25 protein-coding genes and 2 pseudogenes are annotated in these 23504 nt (G+C 38.5%); 19 read left to right on the top strand and 8 right to left on the bottom strand.

Annotation, left to right across the window (positions count from 1 at the left end; all coding sequences use genetic code 11):
- Positions 1-226 precede the first annotated feature (226 nt).
- Positions 227-727: an H-type ferritin FtnA gene (gene ftnA / locus CD126_RS08420; protein ID WP_049406407.1), complete on the bottom strand. Its 501-nt coding sequence runs from the start codon at positions 725-727 to the stop codon at positions 227-229.
- Between the two features lie 167 nt (positions 728-894).
- On the opposite strand from ftnA, the gene murT reads away from it, so the two are divergent.
- The gene (gene murT / locus CD126_RS08425) at positions 895-2211 is read left to right on the top strand and encodes a lipid II isoglutaminyl synthase subunit MurT (RefSeq protein WP_049406406.1); all 1317 of its coding nucleotides are present in this window, start codon (positions 895-897) and stop codon (positions 2209-2211) included.
- Positions 2208-2930: a lipid II isoglutaminyl synthase subunit GatD gene (gene gatD, locus CD126_RS08430; protein ID WP_049406404.1), complete on the top strand. Its 723-nt coding sequence runs from the start codon at positions 2208-2210 to the stop codon at positions 2928-2930. The genes murT and gatD overlap by 4 nt, the downstream gene beginning before the upstream one ends.
- Before the next feature lie 119 nt (positions 2931-3049).
- Here gatD and CD126_RS08435 read toward each other — a convergent pair whose 3' ends face one another.
- Positions 3050-4039: an FUSC family protein gene (locus CD126_RS08435; protein WP_049406403.1), complete on the bottom strand. Its 990-nt coding sequence runs from the start codon at positions 4037-4039 to the stop codon at positions 3050-3052.
- Between the two features lie 156 nt (positions 4040-4195).
- Between CD126_RS08435 and map the strand changes: the two genes are divergently transcribed.
- The 5 genes from map (at position 4196) to vraR (ending at position 8050) form a co-directional block, all read left to right on the top strand.
- The gene (gene map, locus CD126_RS08440) at positions 4196-4960 is read left to right on the top strand and encodes a type I methionyl aminopeptidase (RefSeq protein ID WP_002472950.1); all 765 of its coding nucleotides are present in this window, start codon (positions 4196-4198) and stop codon (positions 4958-4960) included.
- A 160-nt stretch (positions 4961-5120) separates the two neighbouring features.
- A complete protein-coding gene (locus tag CD126_RS08445; protein ID WP_049406401.1) occupies positions 5121-5516 on the top strand; it encodes a hypothetical protein in 396 nt (131 codons plus the stop codon).
- A 173-nt stretch (positions 5517-5689) separates the two neighbouring features.
- Positions 5690-6391: a cell wall-active antibiotics response protein VraT gene (vraT, locus tag CD126_RS08450; RefSeq protein ID WP_002472955.1), complete on the top strand. Its 702-nt coding sequence runs from the start codon at positions 5690-5692 to the stop codon at positions 6389-6391.
- Positions 6388-7431, top strand: a complete 1044-nt coding sequence (gene vraS, locus CD126_RS08455; protein ID WP_002472963.1) for a sensor histidine kinase VraS — start codon at positions 6388-6390, stop codon at positions 7429-7431. Before vraT ends, vraS begins: the two co-directional genes overlap by 4 nt.
- Entirely contained in the window at positions 7421-8050 is a 630-nt protein-coding gene (gene vraR, locus CD126_RS08460) for a response regulator transcription factor VraR (RefSeq protein ID WP_049406399.1), read from the top strand. The genes vraS and vraR overlap by 11 nt, the downstream gene beginning before the upstream one ends.
- A gap of 92 nt (positions 8051-8142) precedes the next feature.
- Here vraR and CD126_RS08465 read toward each other — a convergent pair.
- The 4 genes and pseudogenes from CD126_RS08465 to CD126_RS08480 all read right to left on the bottom strand — a co-directional run bounded on the left by CD126_RS08465 (position 8143) and on the right by CD126_RS08480 (position 11182).
- Positions 8143-8711, bottom strand: a pseudogene (locus tag CD126_RS08465) (beta-class carbonic anhydrase).
- Between the two features lie 460 nt (positions 8712-9171).
- Positions 9172-10153 (bottom strand): annotated as a pseudogene (locus tag CD126_RS08470) (YihY/virulence factor BrkB family protein); the annotation flags it as partial.
- Positions 10154-10410: 257 nt separating this feature from the next.
- On the bottom strand, positions 10411-10713 hold the full coding sequence (locus CD126_RS08475; RefSeq protein ID WP_002472981.1) for a hypothetical protein: 303 nt from the start codon (positions 10711-10713) through the stop codon (positions 10411-10413).
- 4 nt (positions 10714-10717) lie between these two features.
- On the bottom strand, positions 10718-11182 hold the full coding sequence (locus tag CD126_RS08480) for a low molecular weight protein-tyrosine-phosphatase (RefSeq protein WP_049406397.1): 465 nt from the start codon (positions 11180-11182) through the stop codon (positions 10718-10720).
- A 134-nt stretch (positions 11183-11316) separates the two neighbouring features.
- Between CD126_RS08480 and CD126_RS08485 the strand changes: the two genes are divergently transcribed.
- From CD126_RS08485 to CD126_RS08495, 3 genes are all read left to right on the top strand, one after another.
- Entirely contained in the window at positions 11317-11517 is a 201-nt protein-coding gene (locus CD126_RS08485) for a DUF1128 family protein (RefSeq protein WP_002472952.1), read from the top strand.
- 13 nt (positions 11518-11530) lie between these two features.
- On the top strand, positions 11531-12772 hold the full coding sequence (locus CD126_RS08490; RefSeq protein ID WP_049406395.1) for an aminopeptidase: 1242 nt from the start codon (positions 11531-11533) through the stop codon (positions 12770-12772).
- An 87-nt stretch (positions 12773-12859) separates the two neighbouring features.
- A complete protein-coding gene (locus tag CD126_RS08495; RefSeq protein WP_040806999.1) occupies positions 12860-13381 on the top strand; it encodes an acyl-CoA thioesterase in 522 nt (173 codons plus the stop codon).
- 134 nt (positions 13382-13515) lie between these two features.
- Here the strand turns inward: CD126_RS08495 and yfkAB are convergent, their stop codons facing one another.
- A complete protein-coding gene (yfkAB, locus tag CD126_RS08500) occupies positions 13516-14667 on the bottom strand; it encodes a radical SAM/CxCxxxxC motif protein YfkAB (RefSeq protein ID WP_049406392.1) in 1152 nt (383 codons plus the stop codon).
- Positions 14668-14957: 290 nt separating this feature from the next.
- On the opposite strand from yfkAB, the gene CD126_RS08505 reads away from it, so the two are divergent.
- The 7 genes from CD126_RS08505 to CD126_RS08535 all read left to right on the top strand — a co-directional run bounded on the left by CD126_RS08505 (position 14958) and on the right by CD126_RS08535 (position 20644).
- Entirely contained in the window at positions 14958-15134 is a 177-nt protein-coding gene (locus CD126_RS08505; protein ID WP_103370311.1) for an SE1561 family protein, read from the top strand.
- A gap of 131 nt (positions 15135-15265) precedes the next feature.
- A complete protein-coding gene (locus tag CD126_RS08510; protein WP_002473026.1) occupies positions 15266-15784 on the top strand; it encodes a type 1 glutamine amidotransferase domain-containing protein in 519 nt (172 codons plus the stop codon).
- 241 nt (positions 15785-16025) lie between these two features.
- A complete protein-coding gene (sgtB, locus tag CD126_RS08515) occupies positions 16026-16835 on the top strand; it encodes a monofunctional peptidoglycan glycosyltransferase SgtB (protein ID WP_049406390.1) in 810 nt (269 codons plus the stop codon).
- A gap of 140 nt (positions 16836-16975) precedes the next feature.
- Positions 16976-17794: a recombination regulator RecX gene (gene recX / locus CD126_RS08520; protein ID WP_049406388.1), complete on the top strand. Its 819-nt coding sequence runs from the start codon at positions 16976-16978 to the stop codon at positions 17792-17794.
- Positions 17772-18086, top strand: a complete 315-nt coding sequence (locus CD126_RS08525; RefSeq protein WP_002473025.1) for a YfhH family protein — start codon at positions 17772-17774, stop codon at positions 18084-18086. The genes recX and CD126_RS08525 overlap by 23 nt, the downstream gene beginning before the upstream one ends.
- 14 nt (positions 18087-18100) lie before the next feature.
- Positions 18101-19633 (top strand): ATP-binding cassette domain-containing protein, encoded by a 1533-nt coding sequence (locus CD126_RS08530; protein ID WP_103370312.1) that lies wholly within the window; start codon positions 18101-18103, stop codon positions 19631-19633.
- A 9-nt stretch (positions 19634-19642) separates the two neighbouring features.
- A complete protein-coding gene (locus CD126_RS08535; RefSeq protein ID WP_103370313.1) occupies positions 19643-20644 on the top strand; it encodes a hypothetical protein in 1002 nt (333 codons plus the stop codon).
- Between the two features lie 74 nt (positions 20645-20718).
- On the opposite strand, the gene CD126_RS08540 is transcribed toward CD126_RS08535, so the two are convergent.
- Entirely contained in the window at positions 20719-21696 is a 978-nt protein-coding gene (locus tag CD126_RS08540) for a metal-dependent hydrolase (protein ID WP_049406382.1), read from the bottom strand.
- A gap of 122 nt (positions 21697-21818) precedes the next feature.
- On the opposite strand from CD126_RS08540, the gene mutY reads away from it, so the two are divergent.
- Both mutY and ntdP read left to right on the top strand, forming a co-directional pair.
- On the top strand, positions 21819-22874 hold the full coding sequence (gene mutY, locus CD126_RS08545) for an A/G-specific adenine glycosylase (RefSeq protein WP_049406380.1): 1056 nt from the start codon (positions 21819-21821) through the stop codon (positions 22872-22874).
- A gap of 68 nt (positions 22875-22942) precedes the next feature.
- Positions 22943-23485: a nucleoside tri-diphosphate phosphatase gene (gene ntdP / locus CD126_RS08550; RefSeq protein ID WP_002473028.1), complete on the top strand. Its 543-nt coding sequence runs from the start codon at positions 22943-22945 to the stop codon at positions 23483-23485.
- Positions 23486-23504 lie beyond the last annotated feature (19 nt).

A 23504-nucleotide genomic window follows, 5' to 3' on the forward strand; every position in this document is an offset into this window, starting at 1 on the left:
TGCTTTCAACGGATCTAATAAAATGAGACTGACTATTCATCGAGGTAGCGAAGCGCAACTCGAAATGAGTTATCTGTCGCAATGGAGGATCTCACATACATCGTTACTTCGTCATAGAGATCAAATAAATAAGCACTAAGATGTGTTCTCAGAGAGATTGACATCTTAGTGCTTTATTTCGTTTAGATTGAATTTAATTTATCTTAATAAGGTTAAATTTACCTAATTATTCTTCGTCGAAAGAACGTTCAGCAAGTTCTTTTTCAAATAAGTATAATGTATTGCAGTCGTCACCGATACGTTTGAGGTAATCGATATGTGTTTCGAACATTGATTCCTCTTCAACTTGCTCGTCTAAGAACCAGTTTAAGAATGAAATTGTTGCATAATCTTTCGCTTCGTTTGCGATATCAGATAAGTTGTAGAAACGACGTGTAACGTCTTGTTCTTGAGCTAAACCGTCTTCGAACGTTTCAAGAATACTTTTGAACTCTGCTTTAGGTGCTGAAAGTGCACTGAAGACAGCGTGTTCGCCACGGTCGTTAATGTAATCATAAATTTTCTTACCATGGAATCTTTCTTCTTTCGCTTGTTGAATGTAGAAGTTTGCGAAACCTTCGTATGATTCCTTGTCACAGTAAGCAGCCATAGCCATGTATGCATGTGCTGCATAATATTCGTGGTTCATTTGTTCATTTAATGCATCTAATAACTTTTTATCTAACATGATTGTATCCTCCCTTTAGTTGTTAAGTGTAGTATAACATGTCTATTCTCAATTGCAAATTAAAATAATTCTAATCTGAGAGAATGAAAATCATTTTTAATTGAGAATGGTTTGGAAAGATAGTCGGTCGTGTTATAATATTTGAGTGATATAAGAGGAGGAAGAACATGAGACAATGGACGGCAACCCACTTGGCAAAGCTTGCGCGTATGGCAAGTAAGATGGCTGGAAAGAAGGGTACGGATTTACCCGGCCAAGTCGCGCGTCGAGTGGATAAAAATATATTAAGAAATTTAGCGCAAGAAGTAGATGAGGTTGTATTTATCAGCGGTACAAATGGTAAGACGACAACTTCAAACCTCATCGGTCATACACTAAGAGCAAATCATATTGATATTGTACATAATAATGAAGGTGCCAACATGGCAGCAGGTATCACTTCAGCCTTTATCCTTCAAAGTAAACCAGAAACTAAGATTGCTGTAATTGAAATTGATGAAGGCTCTATTCCTCGTGTGATGAAAGAAGTTACTCCTACTATGATGGTCTTTACTAACTTCTTCAGAGACCAAATGGATCGTTTCGGTGAAATTGATATTATGGTAGAGAATATTGCTCGTGCGATTAGTAATAAAGGGATTAAAATGTTGCTCAATGCAGATGATCCTTTCGTGAGTCGTTTGAAAATAGCGAGTGATGACCGTGTTTATTACGGTATTGCTAAGCATGCACATGATTTCGAACAAAGCACGATGAACGAGAGTAAGTATTGTCCAAATTGTGGTCTTTTACTTACTTATGACTACGTTCATTACAATCAGATTGGACACTATCATTGCGACTGTGGCTTTAAGCGTGAGCAACCTAAATATGAAATCTCAAACTTTGAAACGACACCATTTTTAAATATCAAAGTCGATGGCAGATTCTTGGATATGAAGATTGCCGGAGACTTCAACGCCTACAACGCGCTTGCTGCATACACTGTGCTGCGTGAACTAGGCCTTAATCACGAGTCCATTCAGAAAGGTTTCGAGACGTATACCTCTGACAATGGCCGTATGCAATACTTCAAGTCAGGTGCGAAAGAAGCGATGATTAACTTGGCTAAAAACCCTGCTGGAATGAATGCCAGTCTGTCAGTAGGTGAGCAGTTACAACACAAGAAAGTCTATGTTATAAGCTTGAATGATAATGCTGCTGATGGCCGAGATACTTCTTGGATTTACGATGCAGATTTCGAGAAATTGCAAGAACAAGATATTGAAGCCATTATCGTTACAGGTACACGTGCTGAAGAATTACAATTACGCTTGAAACTTGCGGAAATAGAAGTGCCTGTGATCGTTGAGAAAGATATTTATAAAGCGACAGCGTTAACGATGAAATATCCAAGTTATACAGTTGCGGTGCCGAACTATACATCTCTGGCTCCAATGTTAGAGCAATTAAATCGCTCATTTGAGGAGGAAACGAAGTCATGAATGAACTGACTGTATACCACTTTATGCCAGATAAATTAAATCTATACAGCGATATTGGGAATATTATTGCCTTAAAGCAACGTGCGAAGTGGCGTAATATTAAATTGAATGTAGTCGATATCAATGAAACTGAAGGTGTGACGTTAGATGAGTGTGACATCTTCTTTATCGGTGGAGGCAGTGATCGTGAACAATCACTTGCTACAGCTGAGTTGAGTAAGATTAAAGATACGTTGAAAGCTGCTATTGAAGATGGTATGCCTGGACTTACTGTTTGTGGTGGTTATCAATTCCTAGGGACAAAATATATCACTCCTGACGGTACTGAGCTTGATGGTCTGGGTATCCTCGATTTCTATACGACGTCTCAGAAAGAGCGTCTCACAGGTGATATTGTGATTGAGAGTGAAACCTTTGGCACGATTGTAGGTTTCGAAAACCACGGTGGACGCACACATCATGACTTCGGTACGCTAGGTCGCGTGACGCATGGTTATGGCAATAATGATACAGATAAAAAAGAAGGTATTCACTATAAGAATTTATTAGGTACTTACCTTCATGGACCTATTTTACCTAAAAACCATGAGTTGACAGATTATCTGTTGGAAAAAGCTTGTGAGCGTAAAAGCATTCCTTTTGAGCCACGTGAGTTGAATAATACAGAGGAAGAAGCCGCAAAACAAGTAATCGTTGACCGCGTGAAGAAAAGTAAATAAAAGCTAAAAAGTGGGGCTGACTACGAGCGTGTAGATCAGTCCCACTTTTCTTCTTAACTTGATATTAGCTCTATTGACTCTTATCCTAGAACCGATTGTGTAGAAAACGAAGTCTACCATTACTTCGCATATCGGCCGTCTAGAATGCGATAGATGAGTAAAATTTCGTAAATGATGTGACTTTTAATTTGATTGTCGTCAAATTCGTCTAAGCCTTTAACGGAACGTTTTAAGACAGAAGCGGAAGATTTCTCGCGCTCGAAGTGTCCTGTTGAGAAGATGTTGTTAATACTTTGAGAAATCTTAAGAATGGCTAGACGCTCTTCGCTGTTGAAGACAACTTGAACATTTTTAGGCAAATAAATAATGTTAGATAAATGTGTGATAAACAAGCGATTGGTATGTGAACGTGACGTAATGCGCCGAACTTGAATCCATTCTTTATCACGATGTTTGTGATAGCCTAGCTCATCCTTCTGGTAACTCAAGAGCGTATCGACACGATTATTCAAACTAATTACTTTATCTAAAGCACGTTCTGATGCGTCAGATTTAAATTTACCAATCAACAGTTGCTGCATACGGTTGCTATAAAGGCTATACATTTGCGACTCTGTCTTATTAATTAAGCTATCAAGCTGGGCGTAGTATTTCGGTGGTAAGACCATAAAGTTAACTAATCCTGCAGTCACAAGCCCTATAATCGCAGTTAAAAATCGTGAGAAGAAGTTATAGATAAACGCATCGTGGATACCTGGAATCATCGCTAACGCTGTCATGGTTGCTACAGTAGTACCGACTTGTAAATTAAACTTTGTACAGACAATGATAGTACATAGAGCAGTTAGCGCATATGAGAAAGGTGAATCATCGCCGAAGAAGTATGTAAAGACAACCGCGAAGACGACGCCGATAACCGTCGCAGGTAAACGTCTATAACCTTTATGTAACGACGCTTTCGCTGTCGGTTCGATCGTGACGATAGCTGTCAATATCGCAAAGATAGGGTTCATATGTAAAAGTAAACAGAACCAAGCGGTTAGAAAGGTCGCTAAGCCTGTCTTAATCGTACGCGCGCCAATTAAATTTTTGTACCATTTTTCTCGCATAGTGGATCTCCTAGCTTATATTGTGATTGATCTTTGATGTTACGTCGTTGAATGACGATATTTTAAGAAGACAATAACTCTTATTTATTATATCAAAAAAAGTTTGCTATAATAAGATGGACGATAAAAATGAGAAAAAAGGAACGGGATCAATTCATGATAGTAAAAACAGATGAAGAATTACAAGGATTGAAAGATATTGGATATATTTGTGCACTCGTTCGTGATAAGATGAAAGCCGCTACTGAACCAGGTATTACGACACGAGAGCTCGACCAGATTGCTAAAGATTTATTTGAAGAACATGGTGCAACTTCAGCACCTATCCATGACGAAGGTTTCCCAGGTCAAACTTGTATCAGTGTGAATGAAGAGGTCGCACACGGTATTCCTGGTAAACGTAAGATTCGCGAAGGCGACTTAGTTAACATTGACGTTTCAGCTTTAAAAAATGGTTTTTACGCTGATACAGGCATTTCTTTCGTCGTAGGTGAAAGCGATAACCCTATGAAACAGAAAGTTTGCGACGTTGCTTTAGAAGCTTTCGAACAAGCTATGACGAAGATTAAACCAGGCGGCAAATTGAGCCAGATTGGTAAGGCAGTACATGCGACAGCGCGTAAGAACGACTTGAAAGTGATTAAGACCTTAACAGGACACGGTGTAGGACGTTCACTTCACGAGGCACCAAGCCACGTGCTCAACTATTTCGATCCTAAAGAGAAGACGTTACTTAAAGAGGGCATGGTGATTGCGGTTGAGCCATTCATCTCATCTAATGCGACTTATGTGGTCGAAGGTAAAAATGATTGGGCATTCGAAACGACTGATCGCAGCATGGTCGCTCAAATTGAACACACAGTAATCGTGACGAAAGATGGCCCAATTTTAACTACTAAAATTGAAGACAACGAAGCTTAAGCCTTAAGTCTGAAATAGAAATCATTCCGGAGCCTATTATCCTGGCTTCGGAAATTTTTTATAATAGAATTTAACCTAGAATAAATCCGACTTCTAGAATAAATACAGAGAATAAAGTCGGCAAGCCACGTATTATCGTGTTTGCTGCAGAGGTGATTCTATGAATATATTATGGACTTATATGGATAAGATATGTAAACAATTATTAGATAAAAGTATGCGTGCGCGTTGGCAAGAACTGGATTATCGACTTCAAGACATTGAACGCTATATCCGCTACTTAGTATTGAAACAGGCGTCGATAAGAAAGTTAATTGACAGTCTATCGTTAACATTGGAAAATAAATATATCGACATTATCGAAAGTGCTAAAAATATTTCAGCATGTAAGATTGAAAGTGCAGATATTGAAGCAATTACGTCACAACTCAATCACTATGAAGCGACTTATGCTGAATTAGAATCGACGATTACAGCGCAACATCAAGAGAAACTATCGACTGAAGCGGAGTGTGACATGCTACAGCAATTGCGCTTAGGTCAATATGCGGTTTGAGTTAGGCGCTCGCGTCAGTAATCTTAGAGACTTAGGTGCTAGCTCTATCCATTTCTTATGGTGGATTTAAAGAGCATTCCATAGTGACGATACAATGCAACTTGTATCAAATCTCAATCTGCACTCCATCATTCATAAATGTTACGAAACACGTAGAAGAAAGGCGGCGAAATATGACACACAAATATATATCAACGGAGATGCTGATCATCTTTACTGCGTTGATGATTGTAGCCAATTTTTACTATATCTTTTTTGAAAAAATTGGTTTCTTACTCGTTCTATTATTAGGATGTATCCTCGTTTATGTGGGTTATCTCTATTTTCATAAAGTCAGAGGGCTGCTCGCTTTTTGGATAGGTGTTCTACTCGTAGCATTTACTTTGCTATCCAATAAATATACGATTATTATTCTGTTCCTGTTCTTGATGGTAATGATTATCCGATATTTACTTTACAAATTTAGACCGTTAAAAGTAGTGGCGACAGATGAAGCGGTTGAAAGTCCTCAATTTATTAAGCAGAAGTGGTTTGGACAGCAACGTACGCCGCATTACGTCTATAAATGGGAGGACTTACAAATCCAGCATGGTATCGGTGAAATCGACATCGATATGACGAAAGCAGCAAATATTAAAGAGCATAACGTCATTGTAGTCCGTCACCTAGTAGGTAAAGTTCAAGTCGTCGTGCCACTCAATTACAATATTCATCTCCATTTTACGGCATTTTTCGGCAATGCTTATATCAATGAGCAGAATTATAAAGTGGAGAATACGAATATTAGTGTGAGAGAAGAGACGAAACCGGATAATTATACTGTAAACATTTACGTTTCAACATTTATCGGCGATATCGAGGTGATTTACAAGTGAATCACTACATAAGAGCCATAGGATCGATGTTAATCCTCGTCTACAGTATGCTTTTCGCATTTCTCTTTATTGATAAAATATTTGTGAATATCATTTATTTTCAAGGCATGTTCTATACGCAAATATTTGGTATTCCGGTATTTTTATTCTTAAATATCGTTATCATCTTACTTTGTATCATCGTGGGTTCTGTGTTAGCTTATAAGATTAATCAACAGAACCACTGGCTTCAAGAACAAATCGAACGTTCGATCGAAGGTGAAACAGTCGGTATTAACGATCAAAATATTGAACTGTATAATGAAACGATTGCGCTCTATCAAACGTTGGTGCCACTCAACCAAGAAGTACATAAATTACGTATGAAGACCCAGAATTTAACGAATGAGTCATATAATATCAATGATAAGAAAGTTAAGAAAATCATCGAAGACGAGCGTCAACGTTTAGCACGAGAATTACACGACTCAGTGAGTCAGCAACTGTTTGCAGCAAGTATGATGTTGTCAGCAATCAAGGAATCGACATTAGAGCCACCGCTCGATCAACAAATACCCACGTTAGAAAAAATGGTACAAGATTCACAACTTGAAATGAGAGCCTTACTTTTACATCTTAGACCTATCGGATTGAAAGATAAATCACTAGGAGAGGGAATAAAAGATTTAGTTGTTGATCTTCAGAAGAAAGTGCCGATGAAAGTGGTTCACCAAATAGAAGATTTTAAAGTCCCTAAAGGCATTGAAGATCATTTATTCCGCATTACTCAAGAGGCGATTTCAAACACCTTACGTCACTCTAACGGAACGAAAGTAACGATTGAATTATTCAATAAAGAAGATTATTTACTATTACGTATACAAGACGACGGTAAAGGATTTAACGTAGATGATAAAGTTGAACAAAGTTATGGATTAAAGAATATGCGTGAACGTGCGCTAGAAATCGGCGCGAACTTCCACATTGTATCCTTGCCAGATTCAGGGACACGTATCGAAGTGAAAGCACCGTTGAACAAGGAGGAATTAAGTGATGATTAAAGTATTATTCGTTGATGACCATGAGATGGTACGTATCGGAATTTCTAGTTACTTATCTACGCAACCTGACCTCGAAGTCGTAGGAGAAGGGGAATCAGGGAAAGATGCCATTGAGAAAGCGCACGAATTACAACCTGATTTAATATTGATGGATCTCGTGATGGACGATATGGATGGTGTAGAAGCCACAACGCAAATTAAGAAGGACTTACCACATATTAAAGTGCTTATGCTTACAAGCTACATTGAGGATAATGAAGTTTATCGCGCATTAGACGCGGGGGTGGATAGTTACATCCTCAAGACGACGAGTGCGAGTGATATTGCTGAAGCGATTCGTAAGACGTATAATAGCGAATCTGTGTTTGAAGCGGAAGTATTAGTTAAAATGCGTAATCGAATGAAACAACGTGCTGAACTTTATGAGATGTTAACAGAGCGTGAGATGGAAATCTTATTGCTTATCGCGAAAGGTTATTCTAACCAAGAAATCGCGAGTGCCTCTCACATTACGATTAAAACAGTGAAGACGCATGTGAGTAATATTCTCAGCAAACTTGAAGTTCAAGATAGAACCCAAGCGGTAATCTATGCTTTCCAACACAAATTAATTCAATAGAATGATGAGAAAAGCTCCAAAGGTGATATTTCAACCCTTGGAGCTTTATAATTTAGTTGAGTTATTTTATCGAAGAAAAACAACTGTCGCACTTATTGCTGCGTTTTATAACCATCATGCACGAGATCGAGTTCGCCTGTCGCAGGATCGATGACTAAGCCGTGTACAGGGACGGAGCGATCGAATAGTGGATGATTGTAGACGATATCGATGTTGTGTTGCACACGTTCAAACACGTCAGAGAAACCTTCTAGGAAGTGATTCACATCGATGCCTGAACGATTGAGAATATCAAGTGTCTCTTCTTTAATACCACGTTCTTTCATCGTTTCTTTCACAGCATCAACATCGATAGAGCCCATACCGCAATCTTTATGTCCCATGATGATAATTTCTTCAGCGCCTAAAGCGTAAATTGCGACGAGTAGACTGCGCATAGTTGAACCGTAGGGTGTGTAATTACAGCGCCGGCATTCTTAACGACTTTAATATCGCCGTTGTTGAAACCGAGTGCTTTCGTTCCTAAGTCTTGTAAACGTGTGTCCATGCACGTGAACAATACAGCTTTCTTATCTGGATTCTTGCTTGTCTTATATTGTTCGAAGTCTTTGTTTGCAACGAAAGACTCATTATATTTTAAAATGTTTTGTAATAATGTCATATGTACCCCTCCACACATGAATTTGTTATAGAAAAAGGCAACGTTATGACGTTGCCTTTTTAGTATATCGTATTTAGTCATTCTGTGTTGATAATTGACTTCACGACAGTTTATTTATTGTTTGGACTGTCGTCGTAGTGTCCTTCTTCGTTTGTATCTTGAGCTGTTGATGCATGATTTGAAGAATTGCGTTCTTCAGAAGATGTAGATTGCTGTTGCTCTGATGTATCGTTGGATTGACGTTCATTCTCATCATCGGATGATTGAGCCGTTGTTTCTCGATCACGACCAGATGTTGTATTCCCTTTGTCATTAGGCGAATGAACGACGCTACCTGATGCTTGGTTGTCTTCAGCGTTCGCCTCATCATTCTCACTACTTTTACCAGAAGTGGAAGATTGACTATTAGACTTAGCATCTTCATCCTCACAAGCACCTTCGCCTTGCTCAATTTCAGAAACGGATTTCTCTTCAGGTGTCTTGTCGTCTACAATCTTACGTTGGTGGAAGATCGCATTGATTTCAGCACCGATAATGATGATGAAACCTACGATATAAAGGAATAACATCAAGATGATGATCCCTGCTAAACTACCGTAAGTCTTAGAGTAGTTAGCGAAATTTGAAATGTAAAATCCAAATAAATAAGAACCAACTAAGAACACGATAGTTGAGAAAATTGCACCTGGTATAACAGATAATAATTTAATCTTCACATTTGGTGCTAAAGTGTAAAGTACGATAAAGCTGATTAGCACGATGATAATCGGTAGTACGATACGTACAAGATTGAAGACCCATTTCACTTGATCGCCTAAGCCAATAGGGCCAAATAAGAGATCACCGATTTGTTGTCCAAATGTTGGTAAGATTAAGGCGATTGGCATTACGATAACCATACATAACGTAAAGATGACACTCAATAATTTGCTGACGATAAAGTTACGGTTATCTTCAACATCATATGCGACGTTAAAGGCATTCATAATTTGTGTCATCCCGTTTGAAGCTGACCACAATGCCAAGATCAAACCTATAGACAGCACGCCACCGCTAGCATTACCCATAATATCATCAATGATCGATGATACTTGTGAAGTGTAATCAGCAGGCACATGCTCAGTAATCATATCTTTAATCGTCGTTGGTTTCACACCAACAAGCGGTACGATTGACAGTAAGAAGATGAGCATAGGGAAGAGAGACAGCATAAAGTAGTAAGAGAGTTGCGCTGCCATTCCTGAAGCGTCATCTTTACCGATACGATAGATGAGATACTGTAAGAAGTTCGCATTCTTCGTATATTTCGCGGGTTTATTGATGCGAGACACGAAGAACTCTTGATTGTCTTTTTTCGGATCTTTAGATTTAAATTCTTGAGGTTGAATATATGTACGATCTTCATCAACCTTCTGATGTCTAGGTGGGTTATCTTTTTTCATGGAAAGACATCCTCCTCTCAATTTCATTATTATTAATATACTTGAAAATGTTTACACAAACAACACTCTATTTGTGAATCATTGAATTACAATATACCGATAGTTCTCATTTACGTATATATTGTAGCGCATAATGTGTTTTACCCATTTAATAATAAAATATGCTTAACCCTTCGAAAGAGTTAAGCATATGTGTAAGGTATTGTGTAATTTAAATTATTTTTAGTAAAATTATCAGTCGTTTCGTTCGAATACGATTAGTTTAAGCGGTTATTTTTACGCTCCATAATTGTATCTTTCGCATCCATTAAAGTGTCTTTCGCACTCATCAGTTGTTTCTCTAAATCTGGGTTTTTGCGTCTAATTTCTTCTAAAGTATCTTTCCAGTAGAGGACTTCGTCTTTAATGTTTGAGATTGCTGAAGGTTTAGAAGAACGATTACCTTCTTTGATATCTTTCACTGAACGGCGTAAAGATTGGCGTGTTGATTTATCAGCTAAAGTCGCTAAGCCGCCAACGACTGCACCGATAAGAATACCCGGAACTAATTTGTTTTGCATAATATTACTCCTCTCCTAGATTTGCATCTTTCACGATGAAATCGATCAAATTATCACAAGATGATTGTACCATTTCATAAACACCTTCGAAATTATTTGTATAGTAAGGGTCCGGTACATCTGTCTCTTCCATATTACTAAATTCTAGCAGTTTAAACAATTGCCCTTGAAGATTTGGATTAATTTGGCGAATATTATCCACGTTGCTTTGATCCATCGCTATGATGTAATCGAAGTCGTCGTCTGCAGTAAATAATTCACTAATCATACCATCGTAAGGTACATCGTGTTCATCTAGAATGTCCTGTGTACCTGGATGAGGGGGTTCACCTAAATTCCAACGGCCTGTCCCACGTGATTGCACTTCAACACTTTCGATACCACGGTCTTTCAAGCGTTGACGCATAATCGCTTCAGCCATAGGTGAACGACAAATATTTCCTAAACATACAAATGCCACTGTTACCATATGTATACCTCCTGCCTGTTTATTCTCATCGTTATACTATATAGTCTACTATAATGACTCAGTCACAACTTATCCAATATTTTACAATAAAAGATAATTTGATAGAATGTTGAAATAAAGGAGTGAAGATTTATATGGCGTCAAATAAAGAGATGATTGAGGAAATTAGACAGAAACTGAATGTCGTCAATCAAAGTTTAATCGATCCTGATAAATTTGAGGACGCAGATTCAGATGAAATTAAACAAATTCATAGCTATGTTTCTATGAAAGATTCATTTACACCTAGTGAAATCACAGCGATTGCTGATTCACTCGGACAATTACGTCAATAAGAGGTGAAAGGGAATGACAACTTATCAAGATAAATTACAGCAATATGCAGAGTTGCTCGTACAAGTAGGGATGAATGTACAAGAGGGTCAACCTGTATTTATTCGCTCAAGTGTCGATGCTTTAGAACTCACACATGAAGTTGTAGCAGCCGCTTATCGTCGTGGTGCATCAGATGTGCGTGTTAACTATAGCGATGATACATTAAAACGCTTACGCTACGAGAATGAACCGGTGTCATACTTTGAGAATCAAGCAGTGAAAGATTACGATGTAGAGGCACGTATGGATTACATGAAACGCGTTGCAGCAAATCTTGCATTACTCACAGATGATCCTGATTTACTCAATGGCATCGATAGTGAGAAGATTGCTGCTTTCCAACAACAGTATGGTAAAGCGTATAAAGACTATATGGAAGCAACGCAGAAGAACGAATTTCCATGGTGTGTTGCAGCCTTCCCATCTAAAGCTTGGGCTCAACGCGTTTATCCAGAGTTATCTACTGAAGCAGCGTTTGAGAAATTTATTGATGAAGTGTTCGACATCGTTAGAGTAGATGGCAACGATCCGGTTCAGAACTGGAAAGCACACGTGGACAATTTAAGCGTTCATGCAGACTATTTACAAAAAGCAAATTTCAAAGCGTTGCATTATGTCTCTGAAGGTACGGATTTAACGATTGGTCTACCAGAAGGGCATATTTGGGAAGATGCGACAAGCTATACTTCCAACGGCCAAGAATTTGTCGCAAATATTCCTACTGAAGAAGTGTTTACAGCACCTCATCGTATGAAAGTTGATGGGCACGTAACGAACAAATTACCACTCAGCTATAATGGCACGATCATTGATGGCTTCACATTGACTTTCAAAGAAGGTGAAGTTGTGGACTTTAAAGCTGAGCAAGGTGAATCTGTATTACGCGATTTACTGAACACAGATGATGGGGCTAAACGCTTAGGTGAAGTTGCACTCGTACCTGATGATTCACCTATTTCAAATCGCAATACGGTCTTTTACAATACGCTTTTCGATGAGAATGCGTCATGTCATATCGCTTTAGGCTCTGCTTATGGCTTTAATGTTAAAGGTGGAACTGAAATGTCTACTGAAGAGAAACTTGAGAGTGGGTTAAACGATTCTCTCGTCCACGTTGACTTTATGATTGGCAGTCCTGATTTACGCATTACAGGTATTACGCAAGATGATGAGGAAGTGCCTGTGTTCGAGAACGGAAATTGGGCACAAGCATAAACTTTAGTCTCAAGTGCTTTTAAAACGATTTATTTTCCGATATAATGTGTATGTTTGCACAATACAACTAATGAAAGGGAAATAATAATGAGTAATAGACATTCTAAAACTATGGCCGAAAGTAAGAGCATTAAGAATAGACAAGTATATCCTCAAGATACTAACCACATGCAGACGTTATTTGGTGGAACATTGATGGCTAACATTGATGAAATTGCTGCAATCACAGCGATGCGCCACAGTAACGCTATCGTAGTAACAGCTTCTACGGACTCAGTAGACTTCTTGAAACCGATTAAGACAGGAGACGTCTTAACTTACGAAGCAATGGTTTCATATGCAGGAACATCTTCAATGGAAGTATGTATTCAAATTATTATGGAAGATGTATTGAAAGGTGAACGTCATTTAGCTGCCTTAAGTTTCTTAACATTTGTAGCACTAGGTGAAGATGGTAAACCTACTGAAATTCCTGATGTCGTTCCAGAAACCGAAATTGAAAAATGGTTCCACGAAACTGCAATAGCACGAGTGAAACGCAGAAAAGAACGTCGTCAAGAAAGTAAACATACAATTGAATTCTTATCTAAAACATTAGATTTAGAGTAAACCAAGGTTAAAGTATCAAGCAATACGAAGACCCCCGGGATGAAGAATGTGATCTTCTCATCTCGGGGGTTCATTGTTGTTTGAGGAATGACGGTAAAATCGTGAGCATTGCTGTCACAACGTCGTATATTAGCCTACTTCATATTGTATTTTTCGTGCATGATTTTCTCGTTATGTCTAAAGTTAGTATTTGGATAATACGTGTCTTTTACTAATACATTTGGTCCCAAACATTTGAAAGCTGGACAATGGCAATTTAATGATTGCGCTAATGAAGTTTCAAGCCATTGATCAAATACATCAGTTAAGCGGTCGTTTTGAATGTTAGAAATCGAACCGTTGTCATCTCCAAAGTCAGTCACAATGACATCCCCAGTAAAGACATTCACATTCAAACGATTCCGTCCATCTGGATCATTACGCATCGTCACATTATGTGCATTGCGTAACTCTTGTAGTAAGGCTTGGTCACTTTCATCGTCAATGCAAGGATAGAAGGGTAGCGTACCAAAGAGCATCCAAGTTTCTGGATCACGAATTTCAAGAAGATGACGAATCGCATCTTTCATTTCCTGTAATGATAAGACATTTAAACTGCTCGCAAAGTCCACAGGATACATAGGATGGACTTCGTGACGACTACATTTCATATCTTCAACGATTTCTCGATGAATTTTATCTAAATAGGGAACTGTACTCTGATTGAGCATCGTTTCAGCTGAGATAAACATGCCTTGCTCTGATAGCGTTGAAGCATTATCTAACATTTGCTCATACAATTTAAGTTTCGCTTTAAGTGGAGGTTGTTTCTTCATTGCTCCGAAACCAACATCAGTAAACTCTTGAATCGTACCCCAGTTATGAGAAATATGCATTACATCAATATATTCAGCGATGTCGAGGTAACGATCTTGAGGCAGTGTTAAGTTGGAATTCATTTGTACGTAAATCCCACGATCTTGCGCATACTTAAGTAATGGTTTGACGACATTCTTAATTGATTTCTTTGAGAACATTGGTTCGCCGCCGGTAATGGACATCGTTGTAAGATGTGGTATTTCGTCTAATCTGCGATAGATTAAGTCCATTGGAAGCGGTTCTGGATCTTTCGTTTGCAATGTATAACCGACCGCACAGTGACTACAACGCATGTTACAGAGATTCGTCGTTGTAAATTCGACATTGCTCAATGTTAAGCGACCATGTTTCTCAATATCATTATAAGCTTCCCATGGGTCATTATTGATTGAAATCGGTTGCTTCCGATTGACGGTATGTAACGTCATTCTATATCCTTCTTTCTATTATATCTCCAATATCATTTTTACTTACGTTAGGTGATGATTTTTAAAAAAGTCTTGGACCTCAGAGTAAATCGTGTATGTAAGAGAAGTGGTTCGCTATGTTACTTTGCCCAGACTCATTTTAAAAAAAGTAAATGGTATGGTCTCACGTAAGTATTAATCACTGAACATCATAACAGTTAGGGGTGGTTTAGTGAAGTCCTTGAGACCTGTTCAAAGAGAAGAGAGTCATGTTAAGATGAGTTTACTAGATAAAAAGGAGCTAATCATACATGTCTGAAACACAAACTATCGATCAAATTAAATCTCGTTTAGAACAATTTATCACTGATATCGATCAGGTGAACCCTAATCAAGTACGCGTTGAGGATATTGATGAATGGATTGGGTTACTCGACCAACTCGAAGAAAAAGTGAAATCGGTGAGCCATCCAGTAGATGAACAATAAATCTCTTTGACGCAGAATCAGACGTCACAAACTATCATTTCAAATTAATTCTGACTTAACTTGTATGTTTAACCTTTCCAACATTTGGATATTACATAACTATATACAAAGAAGAGAAAGGTGATGTCGTAATGGCTAAAAAAGTAGCAATCATTGCAACAGATGAATTTGAAGATGTTGAATTAACTAGTCCTAAAGAAGCGATTGAAGAAGCAGGGCACGAAACAGAAGTAGTAGGTTTCGAAGCTGCTAGCGAAATCGTAGGTAAACATGGTACTAAAATCACTGTAGATCGTGGAATCAGCGAAGCGAAAGCTGAAGAATATGACGCATTATTAATCCCTGGTGGTTTCTCTCCAGACCACTTAAGAGGTGACGCTGAACAACGCTTTGGCGCATTTGCTAAATACTTCACTACAAATGATGTTCCAGCATTCGCAATTTGCCACGGTCCACAAATCTTAATCGATACAGATGACTTACAAGGTCGTACGTTAACAGCAGTATTAAACGTACGCAAAGATTTATCTAACGCAGGAGCACAAGTCGTTGACGAATCAGTTGTAGTAGATAACAACATCGTTACAAGCCGTACTCCTGACGATTTAGATGACTTCAATAAAGAAATCGTTAACCAACTTAATGGTTAATTAATCATTAATAAAGCATTATCGCTATAAGCAAGGAAGTATAACTCAATCTTTCGCTAAGGGAGAATTTCAATCGTGAAGTTCTCCCTTTTTATGATATTGAAGAGGGATTGCAGACCTTAATCTACCTACATCAATACCTAGGCCCCTGGACTGATTTTTCTAAGATAGAGTAGATATAGATGTAAAGTGTTGCTAAACTCGCTTATAATAAGAGTGATTATGTTAAAGGAGTTAGCGGATGAAACGAAGTGAACGATTAAAGCCGACTTACACATCAAGTGAAGAGAGACATTCACCTAAATATAATACGTATTACCAACCCGTTGGGAAGCCTAAGCGTCAGAAGAAAGGGATGGGGCTCGTAGCCAAGCTCATACTTCTTCTCGTTATTATTGCTGGTATCTTTATCGGTGTGATGTATTATTTCTCTCTATCTGCAGATGTTAAAGATCTAAAGTCGATTGAGGATAAAGAATCTTTCGTCAGTGCGAAAGATATGCCATCTTATACCAAAGGGGCCTTCATCGCTATGGAGGATGAACGTTTCTATCATCATCATGGTTTCGATGTGAAAGGGACCTCGCGTGCATTATTTTCAACTTTAAGTGATCGTAATGTACAAGGTGGAAGTACTATTACCCAACAAGTGGTGAAGAATTATTTTTACGATAATGAGCGGTCATTTACTCGTAAAGTTAAAGAATTATGTGGGGCTCATCGTGTGGAAAAGAACTACGATAAAGACCAGATTCTGAGCTTTTATATGAATAATATTTATTTCGGCGATGACCAATATACAGTCGAAGGTGCGGCGAATCATTACTTTGGTGTAACGACGAACAGTAATAATTCAGCTATGCCGAAGATCACCGTTCTGCAAAGTGCGATTTTAGCTAGTAAAATTAATGCACCAAGTGTTTACGACATCAACGATATGTCGGACAACTTTAAAAACCGAGTGAAAGTGAATCTTGAGAAGATGAAACAACAAGATTTCATTTCGGATAAACAATACGAAGAAGCCATTCAACAGCTCGGAATTGTCTAAGATGATGATTGTAGACTTCGTATGATGGTTCAACAATATGCTTGTGCTATGATTTGCACTTGATGAACTATCATTTTACCATTAGTGAATCATTCAAAATGAAACGCTAATGCGTTATTCTTAAAGGTGGAGTGAGACCTATGCCGAAGATTACCAAGATAGAAGTTCAACGGAAAAATAAAGAACGCTTTAATCTCTATCTCGATGGTGAATTTGAGATGGGGATTGATATTAATACACTCGCACATTTTAACCTGAAGAAGAATCAAGAGGTGTCACCAGCGGAAATGGCGGATATCCAGTCATATGAGCAATATCGTCAAGGTATTAATAGTGCGATTAATTATATTTCGTATCGCAAACGTTCTGAGCGTGAGGTGGTTAAGCATCTCAGTGACCAAGAAATCAGTGAACCAGTGATTGCGCAAGTGATTGCATTCTGCTATGAACAAAAGTTGATTGATCATGAAGATTATGCTGAGAGTTTGAAGAATACGATGATTCAAACGTCTGACAAGGGTCCTGAGATATATAAGCAGAAACTCTATCAAGCTGGTATTGAAACGCATCTCATTGAGGATTACGCCGCGCGCTATGAAGAAGAACAGTCTTTAGATCAAGTCGTGAAGGTAGCTGAGAAGATTCTGCGTCAGAAGAAAGGACCACCAGCCAAAGTGCAAGCTAAAGTGAAGCAATCTCTCCTTCAGAAAGGTTATACTTATGAGATGATTGATCGCGCTTTTCAAGAGATGGACTTTTCACAAGATGAAGCTGTGGTGGATGAGTTATTGCAGAAAGATTTGGAAAAGGCCTACAATAAGTACGCGCGTAAATACGATGGTAATCAATGTCGTATGAAAACGATAGAAGCTCTTATGAGAAAAGGGTATAGTTATGATAAAATTAAGACAAAATTAGAAGAAAGTGGTATTACAAATGGAACAGAAGAAATTGAGTGAGATGACGGAACAAGAAATTCGTCACGAAATTCAAGGCTATAAAGAAAAGATGCGTAAAGCTGAAATGAATGGAATTTATAACGAATACGACGTTTATGTGAGTAAAACGATTGTTGCTGAAAGCTATCTTGTCGATAGAGACAAAGTACAACTGGGACGTATTTATAAATTGAACGATGGTTCTGAAGGCTATTTCAAAGTGGAGCGTTTAAAAGGCGTCTTTGCGTGGGGCTATCGTATTAATAGCAACCAGCCTGAAGAAGGTTTACCTTTAGCATTACTACAAATATAGAAGGATGAAATAGGATGGGTAGTTCGATTATATTAAAGTTACTTAATGTAACGCATTACTATAGAAATCAACAATCAAAAAAGTGGTATGCGCCCTTTGGTTATGAAGCAGAGGATATCGAGCTAAATAATATTAGCTTACATATTTATGAAGGGGAAGCGCTCGGTATTCTTGGAGAACCGCAGTCTTCAAAGGAAGTACTTGGTAGTATTCTAGCTGGGGAAACGAAACCAGATAAAGGGAAATACATATTGCGTACCGATTTATACTATGGCGACATCCACGATAAGCATTTACATACAGAAACAGTGCAAGATCTCGTTGCTCAAAGTGTTAAGATGTTTCCCGTTAAAGTGAATGACCATAAAGTCAGTCAAATCTTAAAATATGCCCATCTCGCTGATAAAAGCGATGTTCAAGTTTGTCAATTAAGTGATAGTGAATATGCACAACTGCTCTTCGGATTAGCGCGTACATCACATTCAAGTATTCTTATCTTTAATCAAGTCATTCGACATCTAAATGAGCATTTCTTTGACGAAGCAATTAATCTGTCACGTGAATACATAGAGGACAATTTGACCATGTTAGTCATCGATGACGATATACAACGTCTGCCGCAAGTGACCAACTACCTCGCATGGATATCACATGGTCAATTGCGTAAAGAGGGTTCAATCAGACAACTGTTACCCGTCTTTCAAGAGCACGAGAAAGATCGCCAATCTCTTACGACAGAAGAAGAGCATGAGACGTTTGATCATGATTGGAAAGCCAGTCGTAGCCATATGCCAGAGCTCACATATAACTTTAAACGTGTGGAACGCTACAATCACGCGAAACCGCCTGTCGCTTTAACGCGCTTTTGGACTTTGCTCGTGACCTTTACGGTAGGGGCTTTATTGATGGTGGCGCTGATGTTTGCGAACTTAGGTGTCATTCCAATGCCTAAGAATACAGCTCAAGAGACGATTCAGAACCAGCAGGCGCATTCGTTTGAGGATAACCTGGCATACGGCGTGGTACTCGATTCTCACATTACTTTAAAAGGCTTGCATCACACATCGAATCGTCAAGCTGCTCGCTATAGCTTGTTAACGATTACTGGGGAGAACAGTAAACATTATCGTGTAGAAATTGATGGTAAGCATTATCAGATTGCTAAAAACGATGTGCGTTACTTTGACCCAGCAGGTTTATATGAGAAACACAGTCGCGAGACACTTTCTACTTATATGGGTAAAAGTTATAGCAATTATTACGAGTACTATAATAGTCATTTACATCAACAACACAAGAAAGTTACCGACTCACTCGTTCCAGAAAAAGGTAAGAACAATCGTCTTGTAGTACCTGTGACAGAACAACCGATATCTATGTTATTCAACGATGAGAATAAGCTCACTGGCTTTGTTTATCCGATGACGGACAAGTCTAAATTAAAGCAGAAATACGATATTAAAGGTAATACTTGGATAGCGAAGTCGGACGATGGCTACTATATTGCTGATTTGAAACATAATAAATGGTTATATATTGAATTGTAGGTGCGTAACATGATTGATGAATTGATAAATTTTTATAAAACGATTCCTAATCTGTGGGAACTGAGTAAAGCACGCATTGCGAAACAATGGCGATGGTTTGCTATACCAGTAGCTGTCGCTCTCGTCTTGCTCATCTTGCTCGTTATAGTAACGAAAGCGGCAGGTGTCACTGATATCACGGCTGCGAGATGGTATTACCGCTTAACTGGACTCACAACGTTCATCTTCTTCTGGGCCGGTGTGCGTCACGCTTATTACTATTTTAAACAAGATGTAGTCGTCATGAAGATGTTTAAGATGTCACCTTACTTTCATGTTGCACTCATTTCAGTTATTTATGCAGTGCTCATGTGGGTCATCAACTTAATCATCTTACTGACTACACCTGTCAATATTGATAGCTCTGTCTTTGGTACTATTTTATACAGTGTGATGTCATTACCATTGATGTTTGTCGTTGCAAGTATTCTAGGGTTACTCGCTGTACTTTATCGTCGTACACGCATCCTATTCTATAGTATAGTGATAATTAGTTTTCTACTTGTTCCGATTCTTTATATACCGAGTCACACAGGTTCAGTATGGACGCATCTCATTATGTTGAATCCTGTTTGTTATTTAGTTAAAGGTTCAGCTGAGGCAAATGTCATTGGATTGACGAGTGTAAGTAATATCGCCTATCATCTCTATGAATGTCTGCTTATTGCGATAGGCTTCGTAGTGATTTATGCTTTAAATCGCTATGTGGCTTATCATAAGTTTGAAGTTACGCCGCACAGTGATGAGTTTGGCGATGGTAATAGTAAAAATAAAACCAATAAAGCTGAGGATAAAAATAAAAAGACGACAACTGGAGCGTATTCGGATAACCAGGGAAGTCGTGAAGAAAAAGTAGAGCAGTCACAAGGGGTGAACGCTTCTAATGAAGATAAATCAGCATCCACTCAAGAAGCAGATAAAACGGTTCGAGCACAGACTAAATTAGGTGTAGAAACCTCTAAATATCAATAATCAAAAGAGCTCAGAATGTAGAAGTCACATTCTGAGCTCTTATTTAGGACGTAGTATCTATCATATGCGACACATTAATGTGCGTACAATTTCTTCTGTAATTTCTCTTCACTAAACACCCAACCGATGTAGGAATGATCGATAGTGTGATCTTGTGTTAAATGCGCAATCGCTACAAATGAATAATGTCCGTTCTTTAAATATCTCAAATCGATGAGACGAATTTCTGTCGAACCGTCTTCTTGTGGTGTCGCTTGCCAACGATAAATTGAAGAGAAGTTTAAGAACGTTTTAATATTCACGTCATCTTTAACATATTTCATGAAATCAGAACTAGGTAGCGATTCTCGTTTCGTTTTATCACTAAAGACAATATTGCGTCCATAACTCCGGCCTACATAATCATATTGATCTGTTTGAATCGCGATACGCCATTCCATAAATTTCATCGTCGGAGCTACGAAAACCTTAACCGGATTATGTTCTTCCTGAATCGCTTTAAGTGCTTGTCTCTTCAACATCGCTTGCATTCTGAAACGTATGATATAGTATAGGAACAGAACGGCGATAATCGGAAAGAACACGATGAATGGATGAACTCCGAAGAGCCATATCACGATGCCTAAACATAAGATGATGAAGATGATTGGGTCAAAGGTATTGATGACACTCAGTTGTATCCATTTATTCGTAATTGGCCGCAACGCCTGGGTGCCGTAAGAATTAAAGATGTCGACGAAGACGTGGAGAAAGACCGCTAGTTGCGCCCACATCCACACATGGGTGACATCAATATGTTTAAAGAACACGAACACCAACAGTGATAATAATATAGGCCAGAGTATTGTAAAGGGTATAGAGTGTGTGATACCGCGGTGGTTTGCAATGTAAGTCGCATTATCTTTCAATTTCAACACGGTATCACTATCAGGGATTAACGAACCAGCGATTAATGTCGTGGCTGTGGCTGCAAATGAACCTGCCATCGCTGGATCTTGAGTGGCAATTGCCGTTAAGCCTACACCCATCGCTATGTGTGTAGCTGTATCCATATCGTTCACTCATTTCATTTCAGTTTGTCTAGTAAATATTATAAGCTATTTATTTGGAAAACGAAATAACTGCGCATAGTATTGTGTAAATAAGTATAGAAGGAAAGTGAGTCAGTCAATTTATGTTACAAGAAGCAACCTTTAAACAAGATTTATTGGAATGGTTTGATGCCAATCAGCGCGAAATGCCGTGGCGTGAAACACGTAATCCTTATTATATTTGGTTAAGCGAAGTGATGCTTCAACAAACACAGGTGAATACTGTCAGAGATTACTATCGCCGTTTTATTGAGCGTTTCCCTACTATTGAGGATTTAAGTGAAGCGCGAGAGGATGAGGTATTAAAGTTATGGGAAGGTCTCGGTTATTACAGTCGTGCCCGTAATTTTCATCAAGCAGTCAAGGAAGTACATCATACATATCAAGGTACAGTACCTAGAGATCCAGAAGACTTTAAGGCTTTGAAAGGTGTAGGGCCATATACACAAGCAGCAGTGATGAGCATCGCATTTGATTATCCTTTACCAACTGTTGATGGCAACGTCTTTCGAGTGTGGTCGCGGTTGAATAACGACACACGGGATACGAAGTTACAGTCTACGAGAAAGGCGTTTGAACAAGAACTCCAACCTTATGTGGAAAGTGAAGCGGGACAGTTTAATCAAGCCATGATGGAACTTGGTGCGCTGGTATGTACACCGAAATCGCCATTATGTTTATTTTGTCCTGTACAAGAACATTGCTCAGCTTTTCATGCTGGAACTGTGCTCGATTTACCTGTTAAAACGACAAAAGTAAAGAAGAAAACGAAAAAGTTAGATGTTTTTATTATAAAGAATGAAAAGGGCGAGTTACTCGTTGAGCAGAGACAGGAAAAGTTACTCAATGGTATGTGGGAATTTCCGATGGTTGAAAAGAATCAATCTCATGAACTGCAAACGTTGTTAGGTGAAGGATATGCATGGGATGCGCAACACCTTATGCAGCTTAAACATCAATTTACCCATCTCACTTGGGACATGTCTGTTTACGTACTGCAACAACCTGTGAAAGAGAATCAATTTGAGTTACCAGAAGATATGACGTGGATGCCGGTCGAGTCTAAGGAGAAATTCAACTTTCCAGTAAGTATGACGAAAATATTTGAAAAATATCTTTCGCAATCCGATAGTCGGTAATGTTCGGAGTGAGTGACAGGCTATGTTATAATCTTGAATGTGAATAAATTATAAGGGTGGTGTGGAAGATGGTGAAAGAATCCATACCTAGCGAAGGCCAGAATATTAAGATTCAAAGTTACAAACACGATGGAAATATTCATAGAGTATGGTCAGAAACGACAATCTTGAAAGGGACAGATCATGTCGTAATTGGCGGTAATGATCATACGTTAGTCACAGAAAGTGATGGCCGAACTTGGATTACTCGAGAACCAGCTATCGTCTACTTTCATTCTGAATACTGGTTCAATGTGATCTGCATGTTTAGAGAAGATGGCGTGTATTACTATTGTAATTTGTCCTCACCATTCGTATGTGATGAAGAAGCATTGAAATATATCGACTATGATTTAGATATCAAAGTTTATCCAAATGGTAAATACCATTTACTAGATGAGGATGAATATGAGCAACATATGCGTCAGATGAATTATCCAGATGACATTGATCTCATATTGCGTAGAAATGTAGATATACTCCAACAATGGATCGAACAGAAGAAAGGTCCTTTTGCGCCAGATTTCATCAAGATTTGGCGAGAACGTTATCGTAAAGTACGTAATTATTAAGTAAACATATTAGTGTAGT

This window comes from Staphylococcus pettenkoferi (assembly GCF_002902685.1).
Lineage (GTDB): Bacteria > Bacillota > Bacilli > Staphylococcales > Staphylococcaceae > Staphylococcus > Staphylococcus pettenkoferi.

Bases quoted from the DNA above. Each gene is read 5' to 3' on its own strand.
- CD126_RS08480 (WP_049406397.1), bottom strand. From the start codon at position 11,182: ATGGTAACAGTGGCATTTGTATGTTTAGGAAATATTTGTCGTTCACCT.
- ntdP (WP_002473028.1), top strand. From the start codon at position 22,943: ATGGTGAAAGAATCCATACCTAGCGAAGGCCAGAATATTAAGATTCAA.
- CD126_RS08435 (WP_049406403.1), bottom strand. From the start codon at position 4,039: ATGCGAGAAAAATGGTACAAAAATTTAATTGGCGCGCGTACGATTAAG.
- yfkAB (WP_049406392.1), bottom strand. From the start codon at position 14,667: ATGACGTTACATACCGTCAATCGGAAGCAACCGATTTCAATCAATAAT.
- CD126_RS08525 (WP_002473025.1), top strand. From the start codon at position 17,772: ATGGAACAGAAGAAATTGAGTGAGATGACGGAACAAGAAATTCGTCAC.
- map (WP_002472950.1), top strand. From the start codon at position 4,196: ATGATAGTAAAAACAGATGAAGAATTACAAGGATTGAAAGATATTGGA.
- vraT (WP_002472955.1), top strand. From the start codon at position 5,690: ATGACACACAAATATATATCAACGGAGATGCTGATCATCTTTACTGCG.
- murT (WP_049406406.1), top strand. From the start codon at position 895: ATGAGACAATGGACGGCAACCCACTTGGCAAAGCTTGCGCGTATGGCA.
- CD126_RS08530 (WP_103370312.1), top strand. From the start codon at position 18,101: ATGGGTAGTTCGATTATATTAAAGTTACTTAATGTAACGCATTACTAT.
- recX (WP_049406388.1), top strand. From the start codon at position 16,976: ATGCCGAAGATTACCAAGATAGAAGTTCAACGGAAAAATAAAGAACGC.
- mutY (WP_049406380.1), top strand. From the start codon at position 21,819: ATGTTACAAGAAGCAACCTTTAAACAAGATTTATTGGAATGGTTTGAT.
- ftnA (WP_049406407.1), bottom strand. From the start codon at position 727: ATGTTAGATAAAAAGTTATTAGATGCATTAAATGAACAAATGAACCAC.
- CD126_RS08505 (WP_103370311.1), top strand. From the start codon at position 14,958: ATGTCTGAAACACAAACTATCGATCAAATTAAATCTCGTTTAGAACAA.
- CD126_RS08535 (WP_103370313.1), top strand. From the start codon at position 19,643: ATGATTGATGAATTGATAAATTTTTATAAAACGATTCCTAATCTGTGG.
- gatD (WP_049406404.1), top strand. From the start codon at position 2,208: ATGAATGAACTGACTGTATACCACTTTATGCCAGATAAATTAAATCTA.
- CD126_RS08485 (WP_002472952.1), top strand. From the start codon at position 11,317: ATGGCGTCAAATAAAGAGATGATTGAGGAAATTAGACAGAAACTGAAT.
- CD126_RS08510 (WP_002473026.1), top strand. From the start codon at position 15,266: ATGGCTAAAAAAGTAGCAATCATTGCAACAGATGAATTTGAAGATGTT.
- sgtB (WP_049406390.1), top strand. From the start codon at position 16,026: ATGAAACGAAGTGAACGATTAAAGCCGACTTACACATCAAGTGAAGAG.
- CD126_RS08475 (WP_002472981.1), bottom strand. From the start codon at position 10,713: ATGCAAAACAAATTAGTTCCGGGTATTCTTATCGGTGCAGTCGTTGGC.
- CD126_RS08495 (WP_040806999.1), top strand. From the start codon at position 12,860: ATGAGTAATAGACATTCTAAAACTATGGCCGAAAGTAAGAGCATTAAG.
- CD126_RS08490 (WP_049406395.1), top strand. From the start codon at position 11,531: ATGACAACTTATCAAGATAAATTACAGCAATATGCAGAGTTGCTCGTA.
- CD126_RS08445 (WP_049406401.1), top strand. From the start codon at position 5,121: ATGAATATATTATGGACTTATATGGATAAGATATGTAAACAATTATTA.
- CD126_RS08540 (WP_049406382.1), bottom strand. From the start codon at position 21,696: ATGGATACAGCTACACACATAGCGATGGGTGTAGGCTTAACGGCAATT.